This window comes from Micromonospora sp. CNZ296 (assembly GCF_007827635.1).
Map to the genome: position 1 here is coordinate 414,196 of NZ_VISW01000003.1, position 26,089 is coordinate 440,284.

A 26,089-nucleotide genomic window follows, 5' to 3' on the forward strand; every position below is an offset into this window, starting at 1 on the left:
CTACAGGCGTAGTGCACTCGACTACATCTGTAGTACGGTGACGGCATGGGCGGACGCGCGGTCGTGGTCGGGGGCGGGATCGGCGGGCTCGCGGCGGGCATCGGCCTGCGGGCGGCGGGCTGGGAGGTGACGGTCCGGGAGCGGTCGGCCGCGTTGCCGCACACCGGCACCGGGCTGGGCATCTGGCCCGGCGCGATGCGCGCCCTGGATGCCCTCGGCGTCGGCGACGAGGTGCGCCGCCGGGGCAGCCGTCAGGCCGGCGGGTCGATCCGGCGCCCGGACGGCAGCCGGATCGCCACCGTCGACGTCGAGCGGCTGGAACGCCGGCACGGCGAGCCGGTGCACCTGGTCACCCGGCCGGTGCTGCTCGCCGTCCTGGCCGGCGCGCTGCCCGGACCGGCGCTGTGCCTCGGCGCCCCGGTGACCGGCCCGGGGTCACTGCGCGACGCGTACGACCTGGTGGTGGGCGCGGACGGGATCAACAGCGTGGTGCGCGCGCAGATGTACGGGCAGCGGTATCCGCTGCGGTACGCGGGCGCGGTGGCCTGGCGCGGCGTGGTCGACCTGGATCTGGCCGAGGGCGGCGAGACCTGGGGGCGGGGGCGCAAGTTCGGGCTGACCCCGGCCGGGCCGGGCCGCACCAACTGGTACGCCGCGGTGCGCCTGCCCGAGGGGCACCCGGCGCCGCCCGACGACCGCGCCGAGCTGCGCCGCCTCTTCGGTGACTGGCACCCGCCGGTGCCACGGGTGCTCGACGCGCTCACGCCGGACGGGATCCTGCGGCACGAGATCCGCGACCTCACGCCGCTGCCGTCGTACGTGGCCGGCCGGACGGCACTGCTCGGCGACGCCGCGCACGCGATGACCCCGGACCTCGGGCAGGGCGCCTGCCAGGCGCTGATCGACGCGGTGGCGCTCGCCGACTGCCTGCGCGACGCCGGGGACGTGCCGGCCGCGCTGCGCGCGTACGACAGGAGGCGCCGGCGTCCGACGCAGCGGATCGCGGCCGGGGCGCGGTGGGCGGGGCGGCTGTCCGGCGTGCGGCGGCTGCTGCCGGTGCGGGACGCGCTGCTGCGACTGGCGCTGGCGGCCGGACCGCCCGCGTGACCTGAGACACATTCGATACGAACCCGTTCCGTATCGAAACCCGCTCACCTACGCTCGGCTCCGTTACGAGTCTGACCCGTATCGTATTCCGACGCGGGGAAACCGGGGGGAGCACGGACGTGGAACCACACGAGAACACCGGACACCCGAGGAGGTGGGCGATCCTCGGGGTGCTGGTGATCAGCCTCCTCGTGGTCGTCCTCGACAACACCATCCTCAACGTCGCGCTGCGCACGCTGGCCGACCCGGTGCACGGCCTCGGCGCCACCCAGGGCGAGCTGGAGTGGGCGATCAACTCCTACACGCTCGTCTTCGCCGGGCTGCTGTTCACCTTCGGCGTGCTCGGTGACCGGCTCGGCCGCCGCCGCTTCCTGATCCTCGGGCTGGCGCTCTTCGGCCTGTCCTCGCTGCTGTCCGCGTACGCGCAGGACCCGGCCCAGCTCATCGCGGCCCGCGCGCTGATGGGCGTCGGCGGCGCGGCCATCATGCCGGTGACGCTCTCGATCATCTCCAACGTCTTCGACCCGCGCGAGCGCGCCAAGGCGATCGGCGTCTGGGCCGGCGCGGTCGGCCTCGCGGTGGCGATCGGCCCGGTGCTCGGCGGCGCGCTGCTGGAGCACTTCTGGTGGGGCTCGGTCTTCCTGATCAACGTGCCGGTGGTGGCGCTCGGCGTGGTGCTCGTCGCGGCCCTGGTCCCCGAGTCCCGCGACCCCAAGCCCGGCCGGGTCGACCTGCTCGGCGTGCTGCTCTCGGTGGTCGGCCTGGTCGCCCTCACCTACGGCATCATCGACGGCGGCGAGCACGGCTTCGGCCGCCTGCAGGTGTGGGTCGCGGTGCTCGGCGGCCTCGCGGTGCTCGGCTGGTTCGTCGCCCACGAACTGCGCAGCGACCACCCGTCGCTGGACGTACGGCTGTTCCGGGTGCCCCGCTTCGCCGCGCCGGTGGCCCTGGTCGGGCTGGTCTTCTTCGCCGCCATGGGCGTGATGTTCTTCGGCGCGTTCTACCTCCAGCTCGTGCGCGGCTACAGCCCGCTGGAGAGCGGCCTGCTGTTCCTGCCGTTCGCCGCGGCCCAGCTCATCTTCGCGCCGCGCAGCGCGGCGATGGTCCGCCGCTACGGCGGCCGGGCGGTCGCGGCCGTCGGGCTGCTGCTCACCACTGTGGCGCTCGCCGCGTTCGTCTTCATCGACGCGGACACCCCGATCTGGATCTTCTCGGCGCTGGGCTTCCTCCAGGGCGCCGGGATGGCGAACATCATGCCGCCGGCCACCGAGTCGATCATGTCCTCGCTGCCCCGGGAGAAGGCCGGTGTCGGTTCCGCGGTCAGTAACACCGTGCGCCAGGTGGCCGGCGCGCTCGGCGTGGCGGTGCTCGGCTCGGTGCTCTCCGCCGTCTACCGCGACCAGGTCGGCCCGGCGGTGGCCGCCCTGCCCGCCCCGGTGCGCGACGCGGCCCGCGAGTCGGTGTCCGGGGCGTACGCGGTCGCCGGCCGGCTCGGCCCCGACGCGCCGCGACTGATCGACGCGGCCAACGACTCGTTCGTCTCGGCCATGCACTGGGCGGCGGGCGCCTCCGCGGTGGTGGCCGCGCTCGGCATCGTGATCGTGCTGCGCTGGATGCCGGGCCGGCCGGTCGTCGCCCCCGACGCGGCGCCGGTCACCGACAGGGAGTTGGCCGGTACCGCGTAGGTTCGTGGACAATGTCTGACATGACTTCCACGGCGGATGCTCCGCGGTCGCCCGGGCGACCGCGGAGCACCCGTGCGGACGAGGCGATCGTCGACGCCACCCTCGACCTGCTGGCCGAGGGCAGCACCATAGAGTCGCTGTCCATCGAGGCGATCGCGGCCCGCGCCGGAGTCGGCAAGGCCACCATCTACCGCCGCTGGCCGGGCAAGGACGCGTTGCTGCTGGACGCGTTGCGCACGCTCAAGGGGCCCGCGCCCCGCACCGCCGGGCGCTCCGTCCGCGACGACCTGGTGCTGCTCGTCGGCGCCGTCGGCCAGCACGCCGACCCCCGGGTCCGCAAGATCATGCCCTGCCTGGTGCCCGAGGTGAACCGCAGCTCGGCCCACCGGCAGGCGTACGAGGCGATCGTCGAGCCCCGGCGCGCGGCGATGCGCGAGGTGCTGCGCCGCGCGATCGACCGGGGCGAACTGCGCGCCGACCTCGACATCGAGGTGACCATGTCGCTGCTCACCGCGCCGATGCTCACCCAGCGGATGCTGCGCTGGCACCCCGAGCGCGACGAGCGGATGCTTCCCGAGCGGATCGTGGACACGGTCCTGGACGGCCTGCGCGTCCGCTGACCCGGGCCGGCCGGTCCGCCCGGCGCGGTCCGGCCGCTCAGCGGGCGGGCGTGCGCAGCCGGTGCAGGCGCAGCGCGAGCTGCACCTCCAGCGCCCGCTCCGGCCGCTGCCAGTCCGCGCCGAGCAGGTGCCCGACCCGCTCCAGCCGCTGGGTGACCGTGTTCACGTGCACGTGCAGCTGCTCGGCGGCGCGAGCCAGGCTGCCGCCCACCCCGAAGTACGCCTCCAGCGTCTTCACCAGCGCCGTGCCCCGCCGGGCGTCGTAGTCCAGCACCGGCCCCACAGTCGTGGCGAGGAACCGGGCCACGTCCCGGTCCCCGGCGTCACCGACCGCGCCCAGCAGCAGCCCGACGAAACCCAGCTCGGTGGTGCTCGCCCCCTGCCCGGCCCGGCCCAGCGCACCGAGCGCGGACAGGCAGCGCTCCGCCTCGGCGAACGTGACGGCCAGCGACGCCGGACCGGTCGACGGCCCGCTCGCCCCGGCGGTCACCGGGCGGCCGGTCACCCGGGACAGGTCCCGGGCCACCGCGCGAGCCGCACCGCCGGCGTCGTGGCCGGGCAGCATCAGCACCACCCGTCCGGCACGCGCCGCGGCAAGGCCACCCCGGGTCGAGGCGTACGTGGTGGCCCAGGACAGCACCCGCTGCCGGGCCGAGCCGGTCTCGGCGAACGCGTCGTCACCGACCGCCACCAGCACGTGCGGGGCGTCCAGGTCCACCCCGATCCGGCGGGCCCGCGCGCGCAGCGCGTCGGCGTCGCGCAGCGGCCGGGCGATCAGGTCGTCCAGCAGCTCACCGCGTACCCGCCCCTCCGCCTCGGCCACGGTCCGGCGGAACAGCAACAGCAACGCGGTCACCAGCGCGGCCCGCTCCAGGATGCGCTGGTCGGCGTCGACCAGCTCGTCGTCCGGGCGCAGCACCAGCGCGCCCAGGTTCTCCGCGCCGGCCACCACCGCGGCGTACCAGAGCGGGCCCCGGCGCACGCTGCGCCCCTCGGTACGGGACGCGGCGACCGCCTCCACGATGTCGGCCCGGTCCGGCTCCTCGATCTCACCGACCCGGGCCAGCCGCCGGCCCTCGGCGTCCAGCGCCAGCAGCGCGCCACCGAGCACCTCGGTGACCGCCGCCGCCACGTCCTCCATGCCGCCGCCGCGCACCACGAGCGCGGTCATCCGGTCGTGCGCAGCGGCGGCGCGCTCCACCGAGCTGCTGTGCGCCCGGATGGTGCTGTTCGCCGCGGACAGCTCCGCCAGCGCCGCCCGGGTCTCGGCGAGCAGCCGCGCGGTGTCGATCGCCACCGCCGCGTGTGCCGCGAGCGACACCAGCAGCGACACCTCCTCGCGGGCGAACGGGCGGGCCGAGCGGTTCGCCGCGTACAGCACGCCGATCACGCTGGACCCGAGCCGCAGCGGCACGCCGAGGATGGCCACCAGGCCCTCCTCGCCCACGCCGCCGTCGATCTCCCCGGTGTGCCGGAACCGCTCGTCCTCCTGGTAGTTCGAGGTGACGTACGGGGTGCCGGTCTGCGCGACCAGCCCGCCGAGCCCGTCGCCCAGCTCCAGCCGCAGCCGCTGGAACCGGGCCGAGATCGAGCCGTCGGTGACCCGCATGTACGTGTCGCCGCGCTCGTCGTCGTTGAGCGTCATGTACGCCACGTCGGTGCCGAGCAGGATCCGCGCCCGGTGCACGATCGCGCGCAGCACGTCGTCGAGGTCGCGCAGTCCGGCCAGGTCGCTCGCGGTGTCGTACAGGCCGGACAGCTCGGTCTCCCGGCGGCGCCTGCGGGCCAGCAGGGCCCGTACCCGCAGCGCCACCACCTTCGCCTGCTCCAGCTCGGCCAGCCGTTCGGCGGGCAGGCCGGCGGCGCGCGCGGCCACCAGCGGGCCCTCGAACTCGACCGCGGCGGCCTCGCGCGCCAGCAGCTCCAGGAACTCGACCGGCGACGACATGACCGACATTGTGCGCGGGCCCACTAGTTCGCCGTCCAGCCCCCGTCGAGGGCGATCGAGGTGCCGGTGAGGAACGCGGCCGGCGGGGAGCACAGGTACGCCACCAGTTCGGCCACCTCCGCCGGCTCGATCAGCCGCTTGATCGCCGCCCGGGCCAGCATGATCTTCTCGACCACCTCGTCCTCGCCGATGCCGTGGGTGGCCGCCTGGTCGGCGATCTGGCTCTCCACCAGCGCGGTGCGCACGTACGCCGGGTTGATGCAGTTGGCCGTGACGCCGTGTGCGGCGCCCTCCAGCGCCACCACCTTGGACAGGCCCTCCAGCGCGTGCTTGGCCGAGACGTACGCGGCCTTGAACGGCGAGGCGCGCAGCCCGTGCACCGAGGAGATGTTCACGACCCGGCCCCAGCCGTTCGCGTACATCCCGGGCAGCGCGCGGCGGATCAGCAGGAACGGCGCCTCCACCATCACCCGCTGGATGTACTCGAAGCGCTCGACCGGGAAGTCCTGCACCGGCGCGACGTGCTGCAGCCCGGCGTTGTTGACCACGATGTCGGCGTCGACGTCGAGCCGGTCCACAGCCGCCGGGTCGGCCAGGTCGATCCCCACCGCCCGGCCGCCGGCCTCGGCGGCCACCGCCTCGGCCGCCGCCACGTCGCGGTCCAGCACCACCACCGTCGCGCCGGCCGCCGCCAGGCGCAGCGCGCAGGCCCGTCCGATGCCGCCGCCACCACCTGTCACCAGCGCGGTGCGACCGGTCAGGTCGACGTGTACGACGTGGGGGACCGCCACGGGTTCTGCCGTCATGGCGCATGAACGTACGAGCCGGGTGCCCCCTGGCACATGGGGCGGCGACACATACTCCACCGTCTGCGTGTGTGGTGCGCCGCGTCACCGCCCGTGCCCGGCGTGTCCGGCGGTCCCGGTGTCGGCGGGCACCAGTAGGGTGTGTCGAACACACGTACTGCTGGCGGCTCGGGGAGGAGGCGGCGTGCGCGTGCTGGGCGTCGACCCGGGGCTGACCCGGTGCGGGGTCGGCGTTGTCGAGGGCGTGCCGGGCCGTCCCTGCACGCTCGTGGCCTACTACGTGGTCTACACCGACCCGGAGGACGACCTGGCGCTGCGCCTGCTGCACCTGGACCGCTCGCTCACCGGCCTGGTCGCCGAGCACCGGCCGGACGCGGTCGCGGTGGAGCGCGTGTTCAGCCAGCACAACGTCCGCACCGTGATGGGCACCGCGCAGGCCAGCGGCGTCGCGGTGCTCGCCGGGGCCCGGGCCGGGCTGCCCGTGACGACGTACACGCCGAGCGAGGTCAAGGCGGCGGTGACCGGCTCGGGGCAGGCGGACAAGAAGCAGATGACCACCATGGTCACCCGGCTGCTGCGGCTGCCCGAGCCGCCGAAACCGGCCGACGCCGCCGACGCGCTGGCGCTGGCCATCTGTCACGTGTGGCGCGGTGGCACCCGGTCCAAGCTGGCCGCGGCCGCGCAACGGGCCCGACGAGGAGGGACGCGATGATCGCGAGCGTACGCGGCACGGTGACCGCCACCGGCCCGGATCACGCGGTGGTGGAGGTGGGCGGCATCGGCCTGGCCGTGCAGTGCGCTCCCGGCACGCTCGCCGACCTGCGCGTGGGCCAGCCCGCCCGGCTCGCCACCAGCCTTGTGGTCCGGGAGGACTCGCTCACCCTCTACGGCTTCGCCGACGACGACGCCAAGCAGCTGTTCGAGCTGCTCCAGACCGCCAGCGGGGTCGGTCCCCGGCTGGCCCAGGCGGTGCTCGCCGTGCACACGCCGGACGCGGTCCGCAAGGCCATCGCCAACGCCGACACCGCCGCGCTGACCCGGGTGCCGGGCATCGGCAAGAAGGGTGCCGAGCGGCTGGTGCTGGAGCTGCGCGACCGGGTCGGCCCGGTGCCGGTGGGCGCCGACGGCGCGGCCGGGGTGACCGCGGGCGCCTGGCCGGAGCAGGTCCGCCAGGCCCTCGTCGGGCTCGGCTGGACGGCCGGGCAGGCGGAGCAGGCGGTGGCCGCGGTGGCGGAGACCGTCGACGGCGAGACCCCGCCGGTGCCGGTGCTGCTCAAGCAGGCGATCCGCCTCCTGGGCCGGAACCGATGAGCGGGGAGAACCTGGTCTCGGCGTACGTGAACGACGCCGAGCTGGACGCGGAGGCCAGCGTCCGCCCGAAGCGGCTGGACGAGTTCATCGCCCAGCACCGGGTCCGCGACCAGCTCGACCTGCTGTTGCAGGGAGCGATGCGGCGCGGCTCCCCGCCCGACCACATCCTCCTCTCGGGGCCGCCTGGCCTCGGTAAGACGACCCTGGCCAACATCGTCGCCGCCGAGCTGGGCACCGGGATCCGGGTGACCAGCGGCCCGGCCATCGAGCGCTCCGGCGATCTGGCCGCGATCCTGACCGGCCTCGCCGAGGGCGACGTGCTGTTCATCGACGAGATCCACCGGATCGCCAAGCCGGCCGAGGAACTGCTCTACAGCGCCATGGAGGACTTCCGCGTCGACGTGGTGGTCGGCAAGGGCCCGGGTGCCACCGCCATCCCGCTCGACGTGGAGCCGTTCACGCTCGTCGGCGCCACCACCCGCTCCGGCCTGCTGACCGGCCCGATGCGCGACCGGTTCGGCTTCGTCGCGCACCTCGACTTCTACGCGCCGGCCGACCTGGAGACGCTGCTGCACCGGTCGGCGCGGATCCTCGGCGTGCCGATCACCGCCGACGGCGCGGCGGAGGTCGCAGGCCGGTCCCGGGGCACCCCGCGTATCGCCAACCGGCTCCTGCGCCGGGTCCGCGACTACGCCGAGGTCCGCGCCGACGGCGTGGTCACGCTGGAGACCGCACGGGCCGCGCTGACCGTCTACGACGTGGACGCGCTCGGCCTGGACCGGCTCGACCGGGCGGTGCTGACCGCGCTCGTCGACTCGTTCCGGGGCGGCCCGGTGGGCCTGTCCACGCTCGCCGTGGCGGTGGGCGAGCAGCCGGACACGGTCGAGGAGGTCTGCGAGCCGTTCCTGGTCCGGGCCGGGCTGCTGGCCCGGACCCCGCGCGGGCGGGTGGCGACCGAGGCTGCCTGGCGCCATCTGGGCCGTACGCCCCCGAATGGTACATTTGGTGCGGATGCCCCTCCGGGGCCCGATCTGTTCTCGGTGCAGACCGACCAGCCGTGATCCGTTCGTGATCTGTGCCGCATTCGGTCTTCTCAGGAGCAGGGACTAGACTTCGCCGCGGTTTGTACAGGACGTGAGAATCCGCTTCCGCTGCGGCGCCCTCCGGCGCCGGGGTGGAGGCCAACCGGAAGGTCTACACCGTGCTTTACGCAGCAGCGAGTGGCGGGGGAGCCGGCAGTCTGACGCCGATCCTCATGATCGCTCTGCTTTTCGTCGTCATGTACTTCATGATGATCCGTCCGCAGCAGAAGCGCCGCCGCGAGGCAGAGCAGATGCAGTCCGCTCTCGCCCCGGGCGACGAGGTGGTCACCATCGGCGGCCTGCACGGCACGGTCACCGCGGTCGAGGACGAGACGGTCCTGCTCGAAGTCGCTCCGGGCGTGCAGACCCGGTACGCCCGCCCCGCCGTCGCGCGGGTGATCAAGCGCGCCGAGGCGCCGGCGGCCGAGACGATCACCGAGGAAGCCGAGCCGGTCAAGGAGTGACCACCCGTCCCGGACGGGGCAGCGGATTCATCCGTACAAGTGGATAGTTGGGGTCGGCGCGCGGCGCCGGCATCCGGCCGGCCCGTGCGGCGCCCCCGCGCCGCGCACCAGCCGGCGTGCCGTCCTCCGGTGCCGACCCGCCGGAGCAGTCGGGCGGACACCCCCGGCCCGACAGTTGTCGCCGCCGTGGAAGCGGCGCGACCGTACAGGGAGACAGGACAGCCGTGGCACCACCTCAGGGACAGATGCGGCCCGGACGGCAGCTCGCCGTGCTCGGGTTCATCTTCGTCGTCCTCTATCTATTGGTGTTCTTCTCGGGCGGCGCCAGCGGTGGCTGGAAGGACCGGCTGGAGCCCCGGCTCGGCCTGGACCTCGTCGGCGGCACCCGGCTGACGCTCGAGGCCACCAACACGGTGGACGGCAAGCCCCCGACCGCCGACAACCTCGAGGAGGCCCGCCAGATCATCGAGAGCCGGGTCAACGCCTACGGCGTGGCCGAGGCCGAGGTGGTCACCGAGGGCAACCGCAACATCGTCATCTCCCTGCCCGGCCAGAACCGCGACCTGACCGACGTCGGTGAGGCCGCCGAGCTGCGCTTCCGCAAGGTGCTCAAGGCCACCGACGGCAGCGGCGCCGCGCTCGCGCCCGCGCCGACGCCCAGCGCCACCCCGTCCGGAGCCGCCACCCCGTCGGGCAGCGCGTCGCCGAAGGCGAGCACGAGCCCCAAGGTGAGCGGGTCGCCGAGCGCCGGCGGGCAGGGCGGTATGGCCCCGACGCCGAGCGCCAGCGCCTCCGCGTCCCCGTCGGCCTCGCCGAGCGCCGCCGCGCCGAGCCCGAGCGCCAGCGCCGAGCCGGTGCCGCAGAGCATCGAGCAGCAGCGCAAGGCCGTCGAGCAGAAGGTCGGCGCGGCCGCCTGGGCCGCCGCCTCTGGCCTGCAGGCCCCGGCGGACCTGACCACCGACCCGTCGCTGGCGGACAAGCTCAAGCCGTTCGGCACGCTCACCCCGCAGGAGATCGCCGTCCTGCCGGTGGAGATGCAGTTCAACGTCCCGACCATCACCTGCGCCCAGCTCGACAAGCGGCCCGCCGCCTCGATCAAGGACGAGAAGCAGAAGGCGGTCGCCTGCGAGTCCGGCGCGAAGTACCTGCTGGACGTCGCGAAGGTGCTCGGCACCGACGTCAAGAACGCCTCCGCCCAGCTCGACCAGACCAGCTCCTGGGTGGTCAGCCTCAACTTCACCGGCAGCGGCCAGGAGAAGTGGACCGCGCTGACCCGCGAGGCGTTCACCAACGAGGGCCAGGCCTGCGACCAGACCGCGCTCGGCCAGGACGGCAAGTGCCGGGTCGCCGTGGTGCTGGACAACGAGATCGTCTCGTCCCCGGAGATCCAGGGCGTGCTGACCGGCGACTCGCAGATCACCGGCAGCTTCGACAACAAGGCCGCGAACGCGCTCGCCAGCCAGCTGCGCTACGGCGCGCTGCCGGTGACGTTCGAGCCGCAGGAGCAGCAGAACGTCACCGCGACGCTCGGCGACAGCCACCTCAAGGCGGGTCTGCTGGCCGCGGGCATCGGCATGCTGCTGGTCATCATCTACTCGTTCTTCTACTACCGGCTGCTCGGCTCGGTCATCTTCCTGAGCCTGGTGCTCTCTGCGCTGCTGGTGTTCGGCGCGCTCGTGGTGCTCGGCCGGTCGATCGGCTTCACGCTCACGCTCGCCGGCATCGCCGGCATGATCGTCTCGCTGGGCGTCGCGGCGGACTCGTTCGTCATCTACTTCGAACGATTGAAGGACGAGATCCGGGAGGGCCGCAGTCCACGGAGCGCGGTGCCGCGCGCCTGGATCCGGGCCCGCCGGACGATCATCTCGGCCAACGCCATCACGCTGATGTCGGCAGTGGTGCTCTACATCGTGTCCGTCGGCGCGGTGAAGGGCTTCGCCTTCGCGCTCGGCCTGGCGACCGTGCTCGACCTGGTCGTCGTGTTCCTCTTCCGCCACCCGATCATGACGATGTTCGCCCGTACCCGGGCGTTCCTGTCGCCGCGGGTCAGCGGTCTGGGCCGGGCGCTGCCGGCCCGGTCGGCCGAGCCGGGCAACGCCCGCAACCCGCGTGTGAAGGAGGCCTGAGATGGCTAAGAGCGGTCTGGCCGCCCGGCTCTACCGGGGTGAGGCGGATCTCAACATCGTCGGGCGGCGCAAGCTGTGGTTCGGCGTGGCCGGCGTGCTCGTGCTGATCGCCGTGCTGAGCTTCGCGATCAGCGGCTTCAAGCTGGGCATCGAGTTCGCAGGCGGCAACTCGTTCCAGGTGCCGGCCAGCGTCGGCACGCTGGACCAGGCCGAGCGGACCGTCGACGACGTGCTGGCCGACGAGGCGCCGGGCGTCGAGGTGGTCAGCGCGCAGAAGGTCGGCGGCACCAGCGGCGAGTTCTACGAGATGCGCACCGGCCAGCTCTCCGCCGAGCAGGCCAACGCGGCCAAGACCGCGATGGCGCAGGAGTTCGGCATCCCGGCCGACCAGATCAGCGGCAGCCAGGTCTCCGAGGCCTGGGGCAGCCAGGTCACCTCGCGCGCCTTCCTCGGTCTGGTGATCTTCATCGCGGTGGTGTCGATCTACCTGGTGCTGCGCTTCGAGTGGCGGATGGCGGCCGCCGCCATCGTCTCGCTGCTGACCAACCTGGCCCTGACCGCCGGCATCTACTCGCTGGTCGGCTTCGAGGTCACCCCGTCGACGATCATCGGCTTCCTCACGATCCTGGGCTTCGCGCTCTACGACGTGGTGGTGGTCTTCGACAAGGTGCAGGAGAACACACGCGGCATCACCGCGAACAACAACGTCACCTACGGCGAGGCGTCCAACCTGGCGCTCAACCAGAGCCTCATGCGGTCGCTGAACACCTCGGTCGTGGCGCTGCTGCCGGTCGGCGGTCTGCTGTTCATCGGCGCCGGCCTGCTCGGCGCGGGCACGCTGAAGGACCTCGGCCTGGTGCTGTTCGTCGGTATGGCGGTGGCGTTCCTGACCTCGATCCTGCTCGCCACGCCGCTGCTGGTGCTGCTGAAGAACATGGACCCGCGGATCAGCGCCCACAACAAGCGGGTGCTGTCCCGCCGGGCCGCGCTCGCCCGGGGCGAGATCACACCGAAGGGCCCGCGTGCCACCACGCCGGCCGCCGACGCGCCGATCGACCCGGAGGCGGCGGCGCTGGCCGGTGCCGCACCCAAGGTGGGCGCCCGGCCGGCCGGCAAGCGTCCCAGCGGTGCCCGCGGCGGCCGTCCCGCCGGGGGCGGCGGCAACCGGCCCGGCGGCAAGCGCCGCTGACCGCAGGGCCGGACGGAATCGGTCCGACGGCGTCCGTCATGCTGATGTCACGGCATGACGGACGCCGTCGTCGTTTCGAGAGGACATGGGACGCACAGTGACGGAGACCCACACCACAGGGGTACGGGGAGACAGCGGCCCGGAGGTCGCCCAGCTCGTCGCCAGCCGGTTGCTGGACGTGCCGGACTTCCCCAAGCCGGGTGTCGTGTTCAAGGACCTGATGCCGCTGTTCGCCGACGGTGAGGCGTTCCGGGCGGTGATCGACGGCATCATCGCGTACCACGGGCCGGAGTCGTTCGACACCGTCGTCGGCATCGAGGCACGCGGGTTCGTGCTGGCGGCGGCGGTCGCGTACGCCACCGGCGTCGGCGTGGTGCCGGTGCGCAAGGCCGGCAAGCTGCCCCGGGCCACGCACTCGGCCTCCTACGCGTTGGAGTACGGCGAGGCGACGCTGGAGGTGCACCAGGACGCCTTCACCGCGGGCCACCGGGTGCTGGTGCTCGACGACGTGCTCGCCACCGGCGGGACCGCCGAGGCGACGCTCGACCTGGTGGAACGCGCCGGCGGCACGGTGGCCGGGTTCACCGTGCTGCTGGAGCTGGGCTTCCTCGAGGGCCGTAAGCGGCTGGCGCAGCGCCCGGTCCATGCCCTGTTGACCGTTTGACCAGGCCGGCCCGTCGGGCCGGTCGGCGCCGACCGTCCGGGGGAGCGGTGGCGTACCCTGCGTACGGGTAGCATTGCCCTTTGCCCGACCCGGCCGAGCTGTCCGGGGCGGCGAAGGCGCCGGGGCCCGGCCCCGGCGACCGCGTGGAACAAGACCGGCCTCCGGGCCGGTTGAACCAGACGTCGGCCGGACGGCCGGCGCATCCCGGCGAGCGGTGAGGAGGCCGGTGTCCCACGATGTCGTCCCTCCGGTGGAGGGCACGGTGCACCCGACAGGCGACGCGGACGGCTCGGTGACCGAGCGCAGCGGCAACCCGCCGGCCCGGGCGACCGGCGCCACCGGCGGCGCGTCCGACGCGACGGCCGACGGCGGGGCGGTCGTGGTGCCGTTCCCGACCGAGGGTTCCACCGAGTCCACGCCCGGCAGCGGTTTCGCCCTCTCCAACGCGCCCACCGGCCGGCGGGTACGCGCCCGGCTGGCCCGGTTCAACGCGCCCTGGCAGACCTCGCAGGTCAGCGAGGTGCTGGAGCCGCTGATCGCGACGCACCGGGAGAACCACCCCAAGGCCGACGCGCGGCTGCTCCAGCGCGCCTTCGACACGGCCGCGCGGTGGCACTCGGGTCAGTACCGCAAGTCCGGCGACCCCTACATCACGCACCCGCTCGCCGTGGCGACCATCCTGGCGAACCTGGGCATGGACACCACCACGCTGGTCGCGGCGCTGCTGCACGACACCATCGAGGACACCGAGTACACGCTCGACCAGATGCGCGCCGACTTCGGCGGTGAGGTCGCGCTGCTCGTCGACGGCGTCACCAAGCTCGACAAGGTCAAGCTCGGCGACGCGGCCAAGGCGGAGACCATCCGCAAGATGGTCGTCGCGATGGCGAAGGACCCGCGGGTCCTGGTGATCAAGCTGGCCGACCGGCTGCACAACATGCGGACGCTCACCTTCCTGCCCCGCCCCAAGCAGGAACAGAAGGCCAAGGAGACGCTGGAGATCCTGGCCCCGCTGGCGCACCGCCTCGGTATGAACACGATCAAGTGGGAGCTGGAGGATCTGGCCTTCGGCACGCTGTTCCCGAAGCGGTTCGAGGAGATCAACCGGCTGATCGGGGAGCACCAGCCGCAGCGCGAGGCGCTGCTGCGTCAGGTGACGCAGAAGGTGTCCACCGACCTGAAGGCCGCCAAGATCAAGGCGGAGACCACCGGCCGGCCGAAGCACCTCTACTCGATCTACCAGAAGATGATCGTGCGGGGGCGCGACTTCAACGACATCTACGACCTGGTCGGTGTGCGGATCCTGGTCGACACGGTGCGGGACTGCTACGCGGCGCTTGGTGTCATCCACGCCAACTGGCAGCCGGTGCCGGGCCGGTTCAAGGACTACATCGCCATGCCCAAGTTCAACATGTACCAGTCGTTGCACACGACTGTCATCGGGCCCACCGGCAAGCCGGTGGAGATGCAGATCCGCACGTACGCGATGCACCGCACCGCCGAGTTCGGCATCGCCGCGCACTGGAAGTACAAGGAGCACAAGGGCACCCCGGTGGTGGGCCCGCCGGCGCACATCGACGAGATGACGTGGCTGCGGCAGCTGCTGGACTGGCAGCGTGAGGCGGCGGACCCGAGCGAGTTCCTGGACGCGCTGCGGTTCGACCTGTCCAGCCAGGAGGTGTACGTCTTCACCCCGAAGGGTGACGTCATCCCGCTGCCGACCGGGTCGACGCCTGTGGACTTCGCGTACGCGGTGCACACCGAGGTCGGGCACAAGTGCATCGGCGCGCGGGTCAACGGCAAGCTGGTGCCGCTGGAGTCGACGCTGTCCAACGGCGACGTGATCGAGATCTTCACGTCGAAGTCCGACACGGCCGGGCCGACGCAGGACTGGCTGGGCTTCGTCAAGAGCCCGCGGGCGCGTACCAAGATCCGCCAGTACTTCAACAAGGAGCGGCGCGAGGAGGCGATCGAGGCCGGCAAGGACGCGATCGTCAAGGCGATGCGCAAGCAGGGCATGCCGTTGCAGCGGATGCTCACCTCGGACGCGCTGATGGCGATCGCCCGGGACCTGCATCTGGCCGACGTGGCCTCGCTGTACGCGGCGGTCGGCGACAGCCAGGTCTCCGCGCAGTCGGTCGTGCAGAAGCTGATGGCCTCCTACGGCGGCGAGGAGGGCGCGGCGGAGGACATCGCCGAGACCGCCGTCGCCACCCGGCCGCCGCGCAGCCGGCAGAGCAGCGCCGACCCGGGTGTCGTGGTCCGCGGTGTCAGCGACGTCTGGATCAAGCTGGCCCGCTGCTGCACGCCGGTGCCGCCGGACTCGGTGTTCGGATTCGTCACCCGCTCCGGCGGGGTCAGCGTGCACCGGGACGACTGCGCCAACGCCGAGGACCTGCGCGCTCAGCCCGAGCGGGTGGTCGAGGTGAGCTGGAAGCTCACCTCCGCCTCCACGTTCCTGGTCGCCATCCAGGTCGAGGCGCTGGACCGGCACAAGCTGCTCGCCGACGTGACGAGGGTGCTGTCCGAGGAGCGGGTGAACATCCTCTCCGCGACCGTCACCACCACCCGCGACCGGGTGGCGGTCAGCCGGTTCAGCTTCGAGATGGCCGACCCGAAGCACCTCGGGCACCTGCTGGCCGCCGTCCGCAAGGTCGACGGCGTGTTCGACGCGTACCGGGTCACCTCGGGGGCCTGAGCCACCACGCACGCGAAAGCGCCCGCCGGCTGCGATCAGCCGGCGGGCGCTTCGTCGTCGTACGGGTGCGGTCAGCCGCCCTGGACCGGGCTCATCGTCACCTTGGTCATGGTGATCTCCTTCTTCGGGTGACCACCGCCGGCCTGCTTGGCGAACGCGCCGTCGTCACCGGCCGCGGCGACCTGCTTCACCACGTCCATGCCGCCGGTGATGGTGCCCAGCACCGTGTAGTTCGGGTCGAGCGGCGAGTCGCCGTACACGATGAAGAACTGGCTGCCCGTGCTGCCCGGCTGGCCGGAGTTGGCCATCGCGATGACACCCTCCGGGTACGGCGGGCGCTTGTTGGTCGGCAGGTTCTCCTCGGCCAGGTTGTAGGACGGGCCGCCGGTGCCGTCGGTGTCCCGCCAGCCCTTGCCGGTGGCGCTCGGGTCGCCGCACTGGAGCACCTTGATGCCCTCGGTGACCAGCCGGTGGCACTTGGTGTTGTCGAAGAAGCCCTTCTCCGTCAGGTGCGTGAAGCTACCGGCGGTGCAGGGCACGGCGGCACGGTCGATCTTGGCGGTGATCGGGCCCAGGTTGGTGTCGATGGTCATCGTCTGGGTGCCCTTGCCGGACTGCTGGGTCGGCGGGAGGCCGACGTCCTTGATCTGCGGCGGACGGCCCTCCTTGGGCACCTCCGTGTACGCGCACTGGACGGCCCCGGCATCGGCGGTGGTGCCGCCCTGCTTGTCGTCGTCGTCGCCGAGCGCGGCGACGAGCCAGACCGTGCCGGCCACGACGAGCACCAGCACCGCCGCGGCCCCGACGATCGCCTGGGTCTGCCGGCGCTTGCGGGCCCGGCCGGCCCGTTCCGCCATCTCCCGCTCGAGCTTGGCCCGCGCCGCCGCGCGCTGGCGGTCTCTGGTGGACGTCACGGTCACTCCTCACCTGCTGCGTATGGGGTCGGCGCGCGCGCCGCCGGTCACGTGTGGGTCACCGGCGGCGGGGCCGCCGGATCGGGTTGTCGGGTCAGCCCGCGCTGGCGCTGGGCGAGGGCGCGGGACTGCCGGCCGGCGCCGCGCCGGGCTCGCCGACTGTGACGCTCTGGACCAGCACCTGCGTCTTCGGCTTGACCTTGGCGCCGTTGCCATTGTCCACCGTCGGCATGGCGCCGATCTTCTCCACCACGTCGAGCCCACCGGTGACCTTGCCGACCACCGAGTAGGCCGGCTTGGCCGGGCTGGCGTCCTTGAAGAAGATCAGGAACTGGCTGCCGTTGCTGCCGGGCGGGTTGCCGATCATGGCGACAGTGCCCTTCGGGTACGTCGCCGGCTGCCCGGGCGCCGGCGAGGCCGACGGGCTCGGCTCAGGCGCGGCCGGGACGTTCTCGTCGTAGAACGAGTAGGTCGGGCCGCCGAGCCCGGTGCCGGTCGGGTCACCGCAGCGCAGCGCGCCCTCGGCGGTGATCTCGTGGCAGGTGGTGTTGTCGAAGAACGACCGGCCGGCCAGGTAGCTCAGGCTCGCCGCGCCGCACGGCGCGTCGGTCTGGTCCAGCTCGACGGTGATCGGCCCACCCTGGTTGGTGGTGATCGTCATCGGGCGGGTGCCGGAGGTGGGCAGGCCCGTGGTGGGCGGCTGGCCGACGTCCTTGAGGTTGGTGTTGACGGCGCCGTCCTCCGCGCTCCAGAGGCAGACGTCCTCGGCGGCCTTCTTCTCCGGCTCGGAGTCGAACGCGCCGAGCGCCCAGGCGGAGCCGGCCACGATCAGCACGAGCACCACCGCGGCGCCCACGCCGGCCCGGATCTGCCGGCGGCGCTTCGCGACCGCCGCCCGCCGGGCGAGTTGCCGGTCGAGCTTGGCGCGCGCCAGTTTGCGCTGCCGGTCCCTGCTGGAAGCCACGCGCGCTCCCCTTCCTCTGCCTGATCGCCGCCGGCGCCGGGCGCCGTCCGCCGTTCCGATCGGGGTGCGCCACGCCACACGCCCGCCAGAGTGTACGGGTAGCGACTGTGAATGTGGTGTACGAGGTCCCGCCGTCTCAGCCCGGCCGGGGCGGACCGGGCCGGTGGCGGACGGAACTCGCCGGCCGCTACGACTAGGCTGCAGGCAGACGACGACCGGACGGAAAGGGGAGCGACGTGCTCGTGGCCGGCTTTCCCGCGGACGCCTTCGGCACCAACTGCTACGTGGTGGCGACCGGGCCGGGGGAGCAGTGCGTGGTGGTCGATCCCGGCATCGGGGTGCTCGACCGGCTCGACGCCGTGCTCGCCGAGCACCGCCTGCACCCGGCCGCCGTGCTGCTCACCCACGGCCATCTCGACCACACGTTCTCCGTCGCCCCGGTCTGCGGTGCGCGGGGCATCCCCGCCTACGTCCACCCGGACGACCGGGAGCTGCTGGCCGACCCGAGCAAGGCGCTGTCGATGGACCTGACCCAGCTGTTCGGCGGCCGGCTGCCGTACGCCGAGCCGGACGACGTGGCCGAGCTGACCGACGGCGCGACGCTGTCGCTGGCCGGGTTGGAGATCACCGTCGACCACGCCCCCGGCCATACCGGCGGGTCGGTGCTGTTCCGGTTGCCCGGCGCCGGCTCGCGCTGGGAGGCGGAGCAGATCTGCCTCTCCGGTGACGTGCTGTTCGCCGGCTCGATCGGCCGCACCGACCTGCCGGGCGGCAGCATGCCCCGGATGCTGTCCAGCCTGCGGGACAAGGTGCTCCCGCTGGCCGACGACACAGTCGTCCTGCCCGGCCACGGCCCCGCGACCACGATCGGCCGCGAGCGCGCGACCAACCCGTACCTCGTCGAGGTGGCGGGCACCGGCGGCGCGCGCCCGGCCGCGCCCACCCGAGGCCTCTGACCGCCGCGACCCACGACGTTCGCCCGCGCCCCGCGCGGGATCGAGGAGTACGCCATGAGCAAGCCCACGCCCATCTCCGGCTTCCCCGAGTGGACGCCGGCTCAGCGGATGATCGAGCAGTTCGTGCTCGACCGGATCCGCGCCACGTTCGAGCTGTACGGCTTCGCGCCACTGGAGACCCGCTCGGTGGAGCCGCTGGATCAGTTACTGCGGAAGGGGGATACCGCAAAGGAGGTCTACCTGCTGCGCCGGTTGCAGGCCGACACCGACGGCCCGGCCGGCGACGACGCGCTCGGCCTGCACTTCGACCTGACCGTGCCGTTCGCCCGCTACGTGCTGGAGAACGCCGGCAAGCTGCAGTTCCCGTTCCGCCGCTATCAGATCCAGAAGGTGTGGCGCGGTGAGCGTCCGCAGGAGGGCCGGTACCGGGAGTTCCTCCAGGCCGACATCGACATCGTCGACCGGGACACCCTGCCGGCCCACTACGAGGCGGAGATGCCGCTGGTCATCGGCGACGCGCTGCGGTCGCTGCCGATCCCGCCGGTGCGCATCCAGGTCAACAACCGCAAGATCTGCGAGGGGTTCTACCGGGGCATCGGGCTGACCGACGCGGAGGCGGCGCTGCGCGCCGTCGACAAGCTCGACAAGATCGGCCCGGCCGGGGTGACGGAGCTGCTGGCGAGCACCGCCGGGGCGAGTGAGGCGCAGGCCAAGGCCGTGCTGTCGCTGGCCGAGATCTCCGCGCCGGACGCCTCCTTCGCCGACGCGGTGCGCGGCCTCGGGGTGAGCGACCCGCTGCTGGACGAGGGCGTCGCGGAACTGACCGCCGTGGTGGAGACCGCCGCCGCGCACGCACCCGGCCTCTGCGTGGCCGACCTGCGCATCGCGCGGGGCCTGGACTACTACACGGGTACGGTCTACGAGACGCAGATGATCGGCTACGAGCGGTTCGGCTCGATCTGCTCCGGCGGCCGGTACGACAACCTGGCCAGCTCGGGCAACGTCCGGTTCCCGGGGGTGGGCATCTCGATCGGGGTGACCCGGCTGCTCGGTCTGCTGTTCGGCGCCGAGGCGCTGTCGGTGTCCCGCTCGGTGCCGACCTGCGTGCTGGTGGCGGTCACCGCCGAGGAGGACCGGGCGGCCAGCGACGCGGTCGCGGCGGCGCTGCGGTCGCGCGGTGTGCCCACCGAGGTGTCCCCGTCGGCGGCCAAGTTCGGCAAGCAGATCCGGTACGCCGAGCGGCGTGGCATCCCGTACGTCTGGTTCCCCGGCGCGGAGGGCGACGAGGTCAAGGACATCCGTTCCGGCGAGCAGGTGCCCGCCGCGGCGGGGGAGTGGACGCCGCCTCGGGCGGACCTGAAACCGCTGGTCGGCCCGGCCGGCACTGGCGCCTGACGACGTTTCGACCTACGGTGGCGTAAGTTACGCCACCGTAGGGAGAACGTCGTGACCGTGCTCAGCCAGACCGCTCTGCTCACCGAACTCGAGCCGGTGGTCGAGAAGAACCTCGACCGCCACCTGTCGCTGGCCAAGGAGTGGTTCCCGCACGAGTACGTGCCGTGGAGCGAGGGCCGCACCTTCGACGGCCCGCTGGGCGGCGAGGCCTGGTCGCCGGAGGACTCGACGCTGCCCGAGGTGGCGCGTACCGCGCTGATCGTCAACCTGCTCACCGAGGACAACCTGCCGTCGTACCACCACGAGATCGCCACCCTGTTCGGGCGCGACGGCGCGTGGGGCACCTGGGTGCACCGGTGGACCGCCGAGGAGGGGCGGCACGGCACGGCGATCCGCGACTACCTCACGGTGACCCGGGCGGTGGACCCGGTGGCGCTGGAGCGGGCCCGCATGGTGCACATGTCGGCGGGCTACCAGAACGTCCACGACCAGGAGATGCTGCACTCGCTGGCGTACGTGTCGTTCCAGGAGCTGGCGACCCGCATCTCGCACCGCAACACCGGCCGGGCCACCGGCGACCCGATGTGCGAGGCGCTGCTGGCCCGGGTGGCCGCGGACGAGAACCTGCACATGGTCTTCTACCGCAACCTGCTCGGCGCGGCGTTCGAGCTGGCGCCGTCGCAGGCGATGCGCGCCGTCGCCGACGTGCTGGCCAACTTCCAGATGCCGGGTGTCGGCATCGACGGCTTCGCCCGCAAGTCGGTGGCGATCGCGCTGGCCGGGATCTACGACCTGCGCCAGCACCGCGACGAGGTGGTGATGCCGGTGCTGCGCCAGTGGAACCTGTTCGAGGTGACCGGCCTGAACGCCGACGGCGAGGCCGCCCGTGACCAGATCGCCGCCCACCTGGACACCCTGGAGACCCAGGCGTCCCGCTTCGAGGACCGCCGAGCCGCCCGAGCCGCCCGCGTTTCCGCGACGACCCAGGCCTGACCCCCGCCCCTCTCCCTCCTCTCCCGCGCGATCTTGCACTTACGGCCCCCGCATTTGCCGCGAAACCGGCGCCGCGGGGGCCGCAACTGCAAGATCGCCGAGAACGAGCGGGGCGGTCAGGGGAGGGGGAAGATGAGGCAGGTCGAGGTGGCGTGGGCTACCAGGCGGCCGGCCGGGTCCGTCAGGCGGGCCTCGGCCAGGGCGGTACGGCGGCCTCGCTGGAGCACCGTGCCCTCGCAGCGCAGCGTGCCGGTGTCGACGGTTACCGGGCGCAGGAACTTCACGTTGAGGTCCAGCGACGTGTAGCCGACGCCGGCCGGCAGCGTGGTGTGCACGGCGCACGCCGCGGCGGTGTCCAGCAGCGTGGAGATGACGCCGCCGTGCACGGTGCCGAGCGGGTTGTAGTGGAACTCCTGCGGCAGCAGCTCGACCGCGACGCGCCCCTCCTCGGCCTCCATCCGGGACATGTCGACGAGGTGCATGATCGGCGGCGCGTCCAGCTCGCCGGCGATCATCGCCTGCATCAGCTCCAGGCCGCTGCGCCGGCCCAGGTGCGCGGCGCCGGCCGCCGGGTCGGACCAGGTGAACGTGCGGGTGCGCTCCTGCGTCTGCGTCATGGACTCAGCCTCGCAGCGCGTTGCTGAGTCTGTCAATCAGACCTAGCCTGGTCGGCATGAGACCCGCGGCACTGGACTGGTCGGTGGAGAACTGCACCATCGCACGCGCCATGGAGATCCTCGGCGAGCGGTGGACCCTCGTCGTGCTCCGCGAGGTCTTCAACGGCGTACGCCGGTTCGACGACATGCGGGTGCGGACCGGCATTCCGCGCCAGGTGCTGACGAACCGGCTCGCCATGCTCGTCGAGCGCGGTGTGCTGCGCCGGGAGCCGTACCGCGAGCCGGGCAGCCGGCCGCGCCACGAGTACCGGCTCACCGAGATGGGCCTGGACCTGTGGCCCGTGCTCGTCGCGGTGCTCGGATGGGGTGACCGCTACCTGGCCGACCCGGAGGGCTCGCCGCTGAGCGTGGCGCACCGTGACTGCGGCGCCGAGGTCCGGGTCGCCTTGCGCTGCGGCGAGGGGCACGAGATCACCGGGGCGCGGGACGTGCTGCCCCGCCCGGGTCCGGGCGCCCGTCGCCGTACGCCCTGAACCGGCTCTGACAGATGATGTCGATGTTGTTGCTCCGGCGTTACATCGGGCGCGGGTGCGAATCCGGGCAAAGTCATGTCTTGCTTACGATCTTAAATATGTGAATACTTTGGGCACCCGGGCGGTTTCCCCAGGTCGCCCGGGTTGTCCTCGGGCGCGCCCCCATGACAGCGCCCGTTCACCCCCATTCGGAGGTTGTTACATGCGACCCACGAGGTCCACGCTCCGCCGCGCCGCCGCAGTCGCCGTCGCCGGCACCCTGGTCACCGGCTCGCTGCTCGGCGCACCCGCGCAGGCCGCCCCCACGGCCCTCTCGCCGGACGCCGCCGCCACCCTCGTCGAGAAGCTCGGTGCCCGCGCGGCCGGCACGTACGCCGACGCCAGCGGCAAGATGGTCGTCACGGTGACCGACACCGCGACCGCCCGCCAGGTGCGCGCCGCCGGTGCCATCCCGAAGATCGTGGCGCGCGGCGCGGACAAGCTCAACGCCGCCACCAGCGAGCTGGAGCGCTCCGCCAAGATCCCCGGCACCGCCTGGTGGACCGACCCGGCCACGAACCAGGTCGTCGTCTCCGTCGACAGCACCGTCACCGGCGCCAAGCTGGAGCGGGTCAAGGCCGCCGCCGCCCGTCACAACGGCGCGATCCGCATCGAGGCCGAGGCCGGCACGCTCAGCACCCGGATCTCCGGCGGCCAGGCCATCTACGCCGGCGGCGGGGGCCGTTGCTCGCTCGGGTTCAACGTCCGCAGCGGCTCGACCTACTACTTCCTCACCGCGGGTCACTGCACCAACATCTCGTCGAGCTGGTACAGCAACTCCGCGCAGACCAGCCTGCTCGGCACCCGGACCGGCACCAGCTTCCCGGGCAACGACTACGGCATCGTCCGGCACAACAACTCGGCCAACGCGGCCGGCAACGTGTCGCTCTACAACGGCAGCTTCCAGGACATCACCTCGGCCGGCAACGCGTACGTCGGCCAGTCCGTCCGCCGTTCCGGCAGCACCACCGGCCTGCGCAGCGGCAGCGTCACCGCCCTCAACGCGACCGTGAACTACGCCGAGGGCAGCGTCTCCGGCCTCATCCGCACCAACGTCTGCGCCGAGCCGGGCGACAGCGGCGGCTCGCTGTTCGCCGGCACCGTCGCGCTCGGCCTCACCTCCGGTGGTAGCGGCAACTGCCGCACCGGTGGCACCACCTACTTCCAGCCGGTCACCGAGGCCCTCAGCCGCTACGGCGTGAGCGTCTTCTGATCCACGCACCGCTGTGAACGGGCCGCCGGGTGACCGGCGGCCCGTTCCGCGTACCCGTCTCAGGTGCCTGCCCCGAGGCGGCCCGGACCGACCGGCGGGCCGTCCGGGCGGGGCGGGTCCGACGGCCGGACCGTCCAGTGCCGGTGGGCCCGCCGCGCCGACAGCACCGCCGCCAGCGGCCAGAGCGTCACCGCGAGCGCCGCCACCCGCTCGGCCAGCCCGGTCCGGGAGCCGCCCGTCACCTCCGCCACCGACCAGCCGAACAACGCCAGCAGCACGGCCGTCACGGCCAGCGCCACCGGCCGGCGGAACGCCCACGGCGGCCGGCCCGCCGGGGAGGCGGCCACTTCGCGCGGCACCCTGCGGGGCAGCCGCAGCGCCGACCCGGCCGGCCAGAGCGCCAGCGCGAGCACCGCCACGGTGGCCACCACCCCGTGCGCCGGGGAACCGCCCACCTGCGGCCGGGGGAACGCGATGAGCGCGACGGTGGACACCCCGCCGACCGCCAGCAGGAAGCGGCTCGGCAGCCCGGCGGCGTGCAGCGCGGCGGCGGTGGCGCAGTAGCAGCAGCCGAGCAGCACCAGCGCGCCGGCCATCAGCCACGGATCGGTGGCGCCCTCACCGGCCAGCTCGCTGATCGTGTCCCGCACCGGGTCGTACCCCGGCCCCTGGCGGGCGCCCGCCACCGTCCAGCCCGCGACCAGCAGCGCGGGCGCGGCGGCCGCGGTGACGACGGCCCAGCTCGGTACGGCACGCACCCGGCCACGGTAGACCGCCGGACCCGGCCCGCACGGCGCTTTCGCCACCGTCGGGGCGGACCGGCTCGACGGGTGCCCGGGAGCGGGCCCGCCCGCCCTGACAGAATGCGGGGGAGCAGTGAGTGGACCAGATTGAGGAGACGCCAGCCGTGATCCGTACCCACAATGCCGGAAGCCTGCGCGCCGCGGACGCCGGCTCGACGGTGACGCTCGCCGGGTGGGTGGCCCGCCGGCGCGACCACGGCGGTGTCATCTTCGTCGACCTGCGCGACGCCTCCGGCGTCGTGCAGGTGGTCTTCCGCGAGGAGGACGCGCACGCGCTGCGAAACGAGTTCTGCGTCAAGGTCACCGGCGAGGTGACCCGCCGCCCGGAGGGCAACGAGAACCCGGACCTGCCCACCGGCGAGGTCGAGGTGACCGCGTCCGAGCTGGAGGTGCTCTCCGAGGCCGCGCCGCTGCCGCTGCCGGTGGACGACCAGATCGAGGCCGGCGACGACATCCGGCTCAAGTACCGCTACCTGGACCTGCGCCGGGGCGGCCCGGCCAAGGCCATGCGGCTGCGCTCGCGGGCCAACCAGATCGCCCGCGGCGTGCTGCACGAGCGGGACTTCCTGGAGATCGAGACGCCGACGCTGACCCGCTCCACCCCGGAGGGCGCCCGCGACTTCCTGGTGCCGGTGCGGCTGCAGCCGGGCAGCTGGTACGCGCTGCCGCAGTCGCCGCAGCTGTTCAAGCAGCTGCTGATGGTCGGCGGCATGGAGCGGTACTACCAGATCGCCCGCTGCTACCGCGACGAGGACTTCCGCGCCGACCGGCAGCCGGAGTTCACCCAGCTCGACATCGAGATGTCGTTCGTCACCGAGGACGACGTGATCGACCTCGGCGAGGCGATCGTCTCGGCGCTGTGGAAGGACCTCGCCGGCCACGAGATCGCCCGGCCGATCCCGCGCATCACCTGGCACGACGCCATGTCCCGCTACGGCTCCGACAAGCCGGACCTGCGCTACGGCGTGGAGCTGACCGAGCTGACCGACTACCTGCGCGGCACCGAGCTCCGGGTGTTCGCCGGCGCGATCGACGCGGGCGGCTACGTCGGCGCGGTGGTCATGCCCGGCGGCGCGTCGCAGACCCGCAAGGAACTGGACGGCTGGCAGGACTGGGCCAAGGCGCGCGGCGCGCGCGGCCTGGCGTACGTGGTGCTGGACGCCGAGACCGGCGAGGCGCGCGGCCCGGTGGCGAAGAACCTGTCCGAGGCGCACCTGTCCGGCCTGGCCGACGCGGTCGGCGCGAAGCCCGGCGACGCGGTCTTCTTCGCCGCGAGCACGAACACCCGCGAGGCGCAGGAACTGCTCGGCGCGGCCCGGATCGAGATCGCCAAGCGGGCGAACCTGATCGACGAGAGCGCCTGGGCGTTCTGCTGGGTCGTGGACGCGCCGATGTTCGAGCGCACTGACGAGGGCGGCTGGACCGCCGTGCACCACCCGTTCACCTCGCCGAACGCCGAGTGGGTGGACCGGTTCGAGGAGGCACCGGACCGGGCGCTCGCCTACGCGTACGACATCGTCTGCAACGGCAACGAGATCGGCGGCGGCTCGATCCGTATCCACCGCGGCGACGTGCAGCAGCGGGTGTTCGACCTGCTCGGCATCACCGCCGACGAGGCGCAGGACAAGTTCGGCTTCCTGCTGGAGGCGTTCAAGTACGGCGCCCCGCCGCACGGCGGCATCGCGTTCGGCTGGGACCGGGTCTGCATGCTGCTGGCCGGCGCGGACTCGATCCGCGAGGTCATCGCGTTCCCGAAGACCCGGGGCGGCTTCGACCCGCTGACCGGCGCGCCCACCCCGATCACCGGGCAGCAGCGCGCCGAGGCCGGCATCGACGCCAAGCCGAAGGCGCCGGCCGGCCCGCACGCCGGCACCGCCGGCCCGGCCGCGCCGGTGGCCGACCCCACCTGATCCTCGCCTCGTCGAAGGGCCCGCGTCATGATGACGCGGGCCTTTTCGATCT

23 protein-coding genes are annotated in these 26,089 nt (G+C 73.0%); 17 read left to right on the forward strand and 6 right to left on the reverse strand.

The window, feature by feature from the left end:
• The first annotated feature begins 45 nt into the window (after positions 1–45).
• The 3 genes from FB455_RS07405 to FB455_RS07415 all read left to right on the forward strand — a co-directional run bounded on the left by FB455_RS07405 (position 46) and on the right by FB455_RS07415 (position 3,412).
• Positions 46–1,107, forward strand: coding sequence for an FAD-dependent monooxygenase (locus FB455_RS07405; RefSeq protein ID WP_145752686.1), 1,062 nt, complete (start codon positions 46–48; stop codon positions 1,105–1,107).
• 119 nt (positions 1,108–1,226) lie between these two features.
• Positions 1,227–2,792: an MFS transporter gene (locus tag FB455_RS07410; RefSeq protein WP_030271009.1), complete on the forward strand. Its 1,566-nt coding sequence runs from the start codon at positions 1,227–1,229 to the stop codon at positions 2,790–2,792.
• 11 nt (positions 2,793–2,803) lie between these two features.
• Positions 2,804–3,412, forward strand: a complete 609-nt coding sequence (locus FB455_RS07415) for a TetR/AcrR family transcriptional regulator (RefSeq protein ID WP_013474870.1) — start codon at positions 2,804–2,806, stop codon at positions 3,410–3,412.
• A 37-nt stretch (positions 3,413–3,449) separates the two neighbouring features.
• Here FB455_RS07415 and FB455_RS07420 read toward each other — a convergent pair whose 3' ends face one another.
• Both FB455_RS07420 and FB455_RS07425 read right to left on the reverse strand, forming a co-directional pair.
• The gene (locus FB455_RS07420; RefSeq protein ID WP_013285461.1) at positions 3,450–5,369 is read right to left on the reverse strand and encodes a helix-turn-helix domain-containing protein; all 1,920 of its coding nucleotides are present in this window, start codon (positions 5,367–5,369) and stop codon (positions 3,450–3,452) included.
• Between the two features lie 14 nt (positions 5,370–5,383).
• Positions 5,384–6,166 (reverse strand): 3-hydroxybutyrate dehydrogenase, encoded by a 783-nt coding sequence (locus FB455_RS07425; protein ID WP_071095761.1) that lies wholly within the window; start codon positions 6,164–6,166, stop codon positions 5,384–5,386.
• A 184-nt stretch (positions 6,167–6,350) separates the two neighbouring features.
• Here FB455_RS07425 and ruvC point away from each other — a divergent pair, with 184 nt between their 5' ends.
• From ruvC to FB455_RS07465, 8 genes are all read left to right on the forward strand, one after another.
• Positions 6,351–6,878 carry a crossover junction endodeoxyribonuclease RuvC gene (ruvC, locus tag FB455_RS07430; protein WP_071095759.1) on the forward strand — a complete coding sequence of 176 codons (528 nt, stop codon included), beginning with the start codon at positions 6,351–6,353 and terminating at the stop codon, positions 6,876–6,878.
• Positions 6,875–7,477 (forward strand): Holliday junction branch migration protein RuvA, encoded by a 603-nt coding sequence (gene ruvA, locus FB455_RS07435; RefSeq protein ID WP_013285464.1) that lies wholly within the window; start codon positions 6,875–6,877, stop codon positions 7,475–7,477. Before ruvC ends, ruvA begins: the two co-directional genes overlap by 4 nt.
• The gene (gene ruvB, locus FB455_RS07440) at positions 7,474–8,538 is read left to right on the forward strand and encodes a Holliday junction branch migration DNA helicase RuvB (RefSeq protein ID WP_013285465.1); all 1,065 of its coding nucleotides are present in this window, start codon (positions 7,474–7,476) and stop codon (positions 8,536–8,538) included. The genes ruvA and ruvB overlap by 4 nt, the downstream gene beginning before the upstream one ends.
• 140 nt (positions 8,539–8,678) lie before the next feature.
• A complete protein-coding gene (gene yajC / locus FB455_RS07445) occupies positions 8,679–9,023 on the forward strand; it encodes a preprotein translocase subunit YajC (protein ID WP_036345294.1) in 345 nt (114 codons plus the stop codon).
• Between the two features lie 224 nt (positions 9,024–9,247).
• Positions 9,248–11,149 carry a protein translocase subunit SecD gene (gene secD, locus FB455_RS07450; RefSeq protein ID WP_174361706.1) on the forward strand — a complete coding sequence of 634 codons (1,902 nt, stop codon included), beginning with the start codon at positions 9,248–9,250 and terminating at the stop codon, positions 11,147–11,149.
• Position 11,150: 1 nt separating this feature from the next.
• A complete protein-coding gene (gene secF, locus FB455_RS07455; RefSeq protein ID WP_013285468.1) occupies positions 11,151–12,338 on the forward strand; it encodes a protein translocase subunit SecF in 1,188 nt (395 codons plus the stop codon).
• A gap of 97 nt (positions 12,339–12,435) precedes the next feature.
• A complete protein-coding gene (locus FB455_RS07460; protein WP_145752688.1) occupies positions 12,436–13,002 on the forward strand; it encodes an adenine phosphoribosyltransferase in 567 nt (188 codons plus the stop codon).
• A gap of 226 nt (positions 13,003–13,228) precedes the next feature.
• The gene (locus FB455_RS07465; RefSeq protein WP_013285470.1) at positions 13,229–15,700 is read left to right on the forward strand and encodes a RelA/SpoT family protein; all 2,472 of its coding nucleotides are present in this window, start codon (positions 13,229–13,231) and stop codon (positions 15,698–15,700) included.
• Between the two features lie 71 nt (positions 15,701–15,771).
• On the opposite strand, the gene FB455_RS07470 is transcribed toward FB455_RS07465, so the two are convergent.
• Both FB455_RS07470 and FB455_RS07475 read right to left on the reverse strand, forming a co-directional pair.
• Complete coding sequence (locus FB455_RS07470; RefSeq protein WP_013285471.1) at positions 15,772–16,614, reverse strand: peptidylprolyl isomerase; 843 nt, start codon at positions 16,612–16,614, stop codon at positions 15,772–15,774.
• A 94-nt stretch (positions 16,615–16,708) separates the two neighbouring features.
• On the reverse strand, positions 16,709–17,578 hold the full coding sequence (locus FB455_RS07475; RefSeq protein WP_013474876.1) for a peptidylprolyl isomerase: 870 nt from the start codon (positions 17,576–17,578) through the stop codon (positions 16,709–16,711).
• A 236-nt stretch (positions 17,579–17,814) separates the two neighbouring features.
• Here FB455_RS07475 and FB455_RS07480 point away from each other — a divergent pair, with 236 nt between their 5' ends.
• From FB455_RS07480 to FB455_RS07490, 3 genes are read left to right on the forward strand one after another with little or no spacing between them, the layout of a single operon-like run.
• On the forward strand, positions 17,815–18,534 hold the full coding sequence (locus tag FB455_RS07480) for an MBL fold metallo-hydrolase (RefSeq protein ID WP_030271023.1): 720 nt from the start codon (positions 17,815–17,817) through the stop codon (positions 18,532–18,534).
• Between the two features lie 54 nt (positions 18,535–18,588).
• Positions 18,589–19,929: a histidine--tRNA ligase gene (gene hisS / locus FB455_RS07485; protein ID WP_013285474.1), complete on the forward strand. Its 1,341-nt coding sequence runs from the start codon at positions 18,589–18,591 to the stop codon at positions 19,927–19,929.
• 51 nt (positions 19,930–19,980) lie between these two features.
• On the forward strand, positions 19,981–20,922 hold the full coding sequence (locus FB455_RS07490) for an acyl-ACP desaturase (protein WP_013285475.1): 942 nt from the start codon (positions 19,981–19,983) through the stop codon (positions 20,920–20,922).
• A 116-nt stretch (positions 20,923–21,038) separates the two neighbouring features.
• Here the strand turns inward: FB455_RS07490 and FB455_RS07495 are convergent, their stop codons facing one another.
• On the reverse strand, positions 21,039–21,539 hold the full coding sequence (locus FB455_RS07495) for a PaaI family thioesterase (protein WP_013285476.1): 501 nt from the start codon (positions 21,537–21,539) through the stop codon (positions 21,039–21,041).
• Between the two features lie 56 nt (positions 21,540–21,595).
• Between FB455_RS07495 and FB455_RS07500 the strand changes: the two genes are divergently transcribed.
• Together FB455_RS07500 and FB455_RS07505 are read left to right on the forward strand one after the other, a co-directional pair.
• The gene (locus FB455_RS07500) at positions 21,596–22,072 is read left to right on the forward strand and encodes a winged helix-turn-helix transcriptional regulator (RefSeq protein WP_013285477.1); all 477 of its coding nucleotides are present in this window, start codon (positions 21,596–21,598) and stop codon (positions 22,070–22,072) included.
• A gap of 202 nt (positions 22,073–22,274) precedes the next feature.
• Positions 22,275–23,324 carry a S1 family peptidase gene (locus FB455_RS07505; RefSeq protein WP_013285478.1) on the forward strand — a complete coding sequence of 350 codons (1,050 nt, stop codon included), beginning with the start codon at positions 22,275–22,277 and terminating at the stop codon, positions 23,322–23,324.
• A gap of 59 nt (positions 23,325–23,383) precedes the next feature.
• On the opposite strand, the gene FB455_RS07510 is transcribed toward FB455_RS07505, so the two are convergent.
• On the reverse strand, positions 23,384–24,082 hold the full coding sequence (locus tag FB455_RS07510; protein ID WP_036310672.1) for a DUF998 domain-containing protein: 699 nt from the start codon (positions 24,080–24,082) through the stop codon (positions 23,384–23,386).
• 149 nt (positions 24,083–24,231) lie between these two features.
• On the opposite strand from FB455_RS07510, the gene aspS reads away from it, so the two are divergent.
• The gene (aspS, locus tag FB455_RS07515) at positions 24,232–26,037 is read left to right on the forward strand and encodes an aspartate--tRNA ligase (RefSeq protein ID WP_145752725.1); all 1,806 of its coding nucleotides are present in this window, start codon (positions 24,232–24,234) and stop codon (positions 26,035–26,037) included.
• Positions 26,038–26,089 lie beyond the last annotated feature (52 nt).

What these genes read in the sequence shown, in the direction of transcription:
- FB455_RS07405 (WP_145752686.1), top strand. Translation starts at nt 46, where the DNA reads ATGGGCGGACGCGCGGTCGTGGTCGGGGGCGGGATCGGCGGGCTCGCG.
- FB455_RS07415 (WP_013474870.1), top strand. Translation starts at nt 2,804, where the DNA reads ATGTCTGACATGACTTCCACGGCGGATGCTCCGCGGTCGCCCGGGCGA.
- FB455_RS07420 (WP_013285461.1), bottom strand. Translation starts at nt 5,369, where the DNA reads ATGTCGGTCATGTCGTCGCCGGTCGAGTTCCTGGAGCTGCTGGCGCGC.
- FB455_RS07425 (WP_071095761.1), bottom strand. Translation starts at nt 6,166, where the DNA reads ATGACGGCAGAACCCGTGGCGGTCCCCCACGTCGTACACGTCGACCTG.
- ruvA (WP_013285464.1), top strand. Translation starts at nt 6,875, where the DNA reads ATGATCGCGAGCGTACGCGGCACGGTGACCGCCACCGGCCCGGATCAC.
- ruvB (WP_013285465.1), top strand. Translation starts at nt 7,474, where the DNA reads ATGAGCGGGGAGAACCTGGTCTCGGCGTACGTGAACGACGCCGAGCTG.
- secF (WP_013285468.1), top strand. Translation starts at nt 11,151, where the DNA reads ATGGCTAAGAGCGGTCTGGCCGCCCGGCTCTACCGGGGTGAGGCGGAT.
- hisS (WP_013285474.1), top strand. Translation starts at nt 18,589, where the DNA reads ATGAGCAAGCCCACGCCCATCTCCGGCTTCCCCGAGTGGACGCCGGCT.
- FB455_RS07495 (WP_013285476.1), bottom strand. Translation starts at nt 21,539, where the DNA reads ATGACGCAGACGCAGGAGCGCACCCGCACGTTCACCTGGTCCGACCCG.
- FB455_RS07500 (WP_013285477.1), top strand. Translation starts at nt 21,596, where the DNA reads ATGAGACCCGCGGCACTGGACTGGTCGGTGGAGAACTGCACCATCGCA.
- FB455_RS07505 (WP_013285478.1), top strand. Translation starts at nt 22,275, where the DNA reads ATGCGACCCACGAGGTCCACGCTCCGCCGCGCCGCCGCAGTCGCCGTC.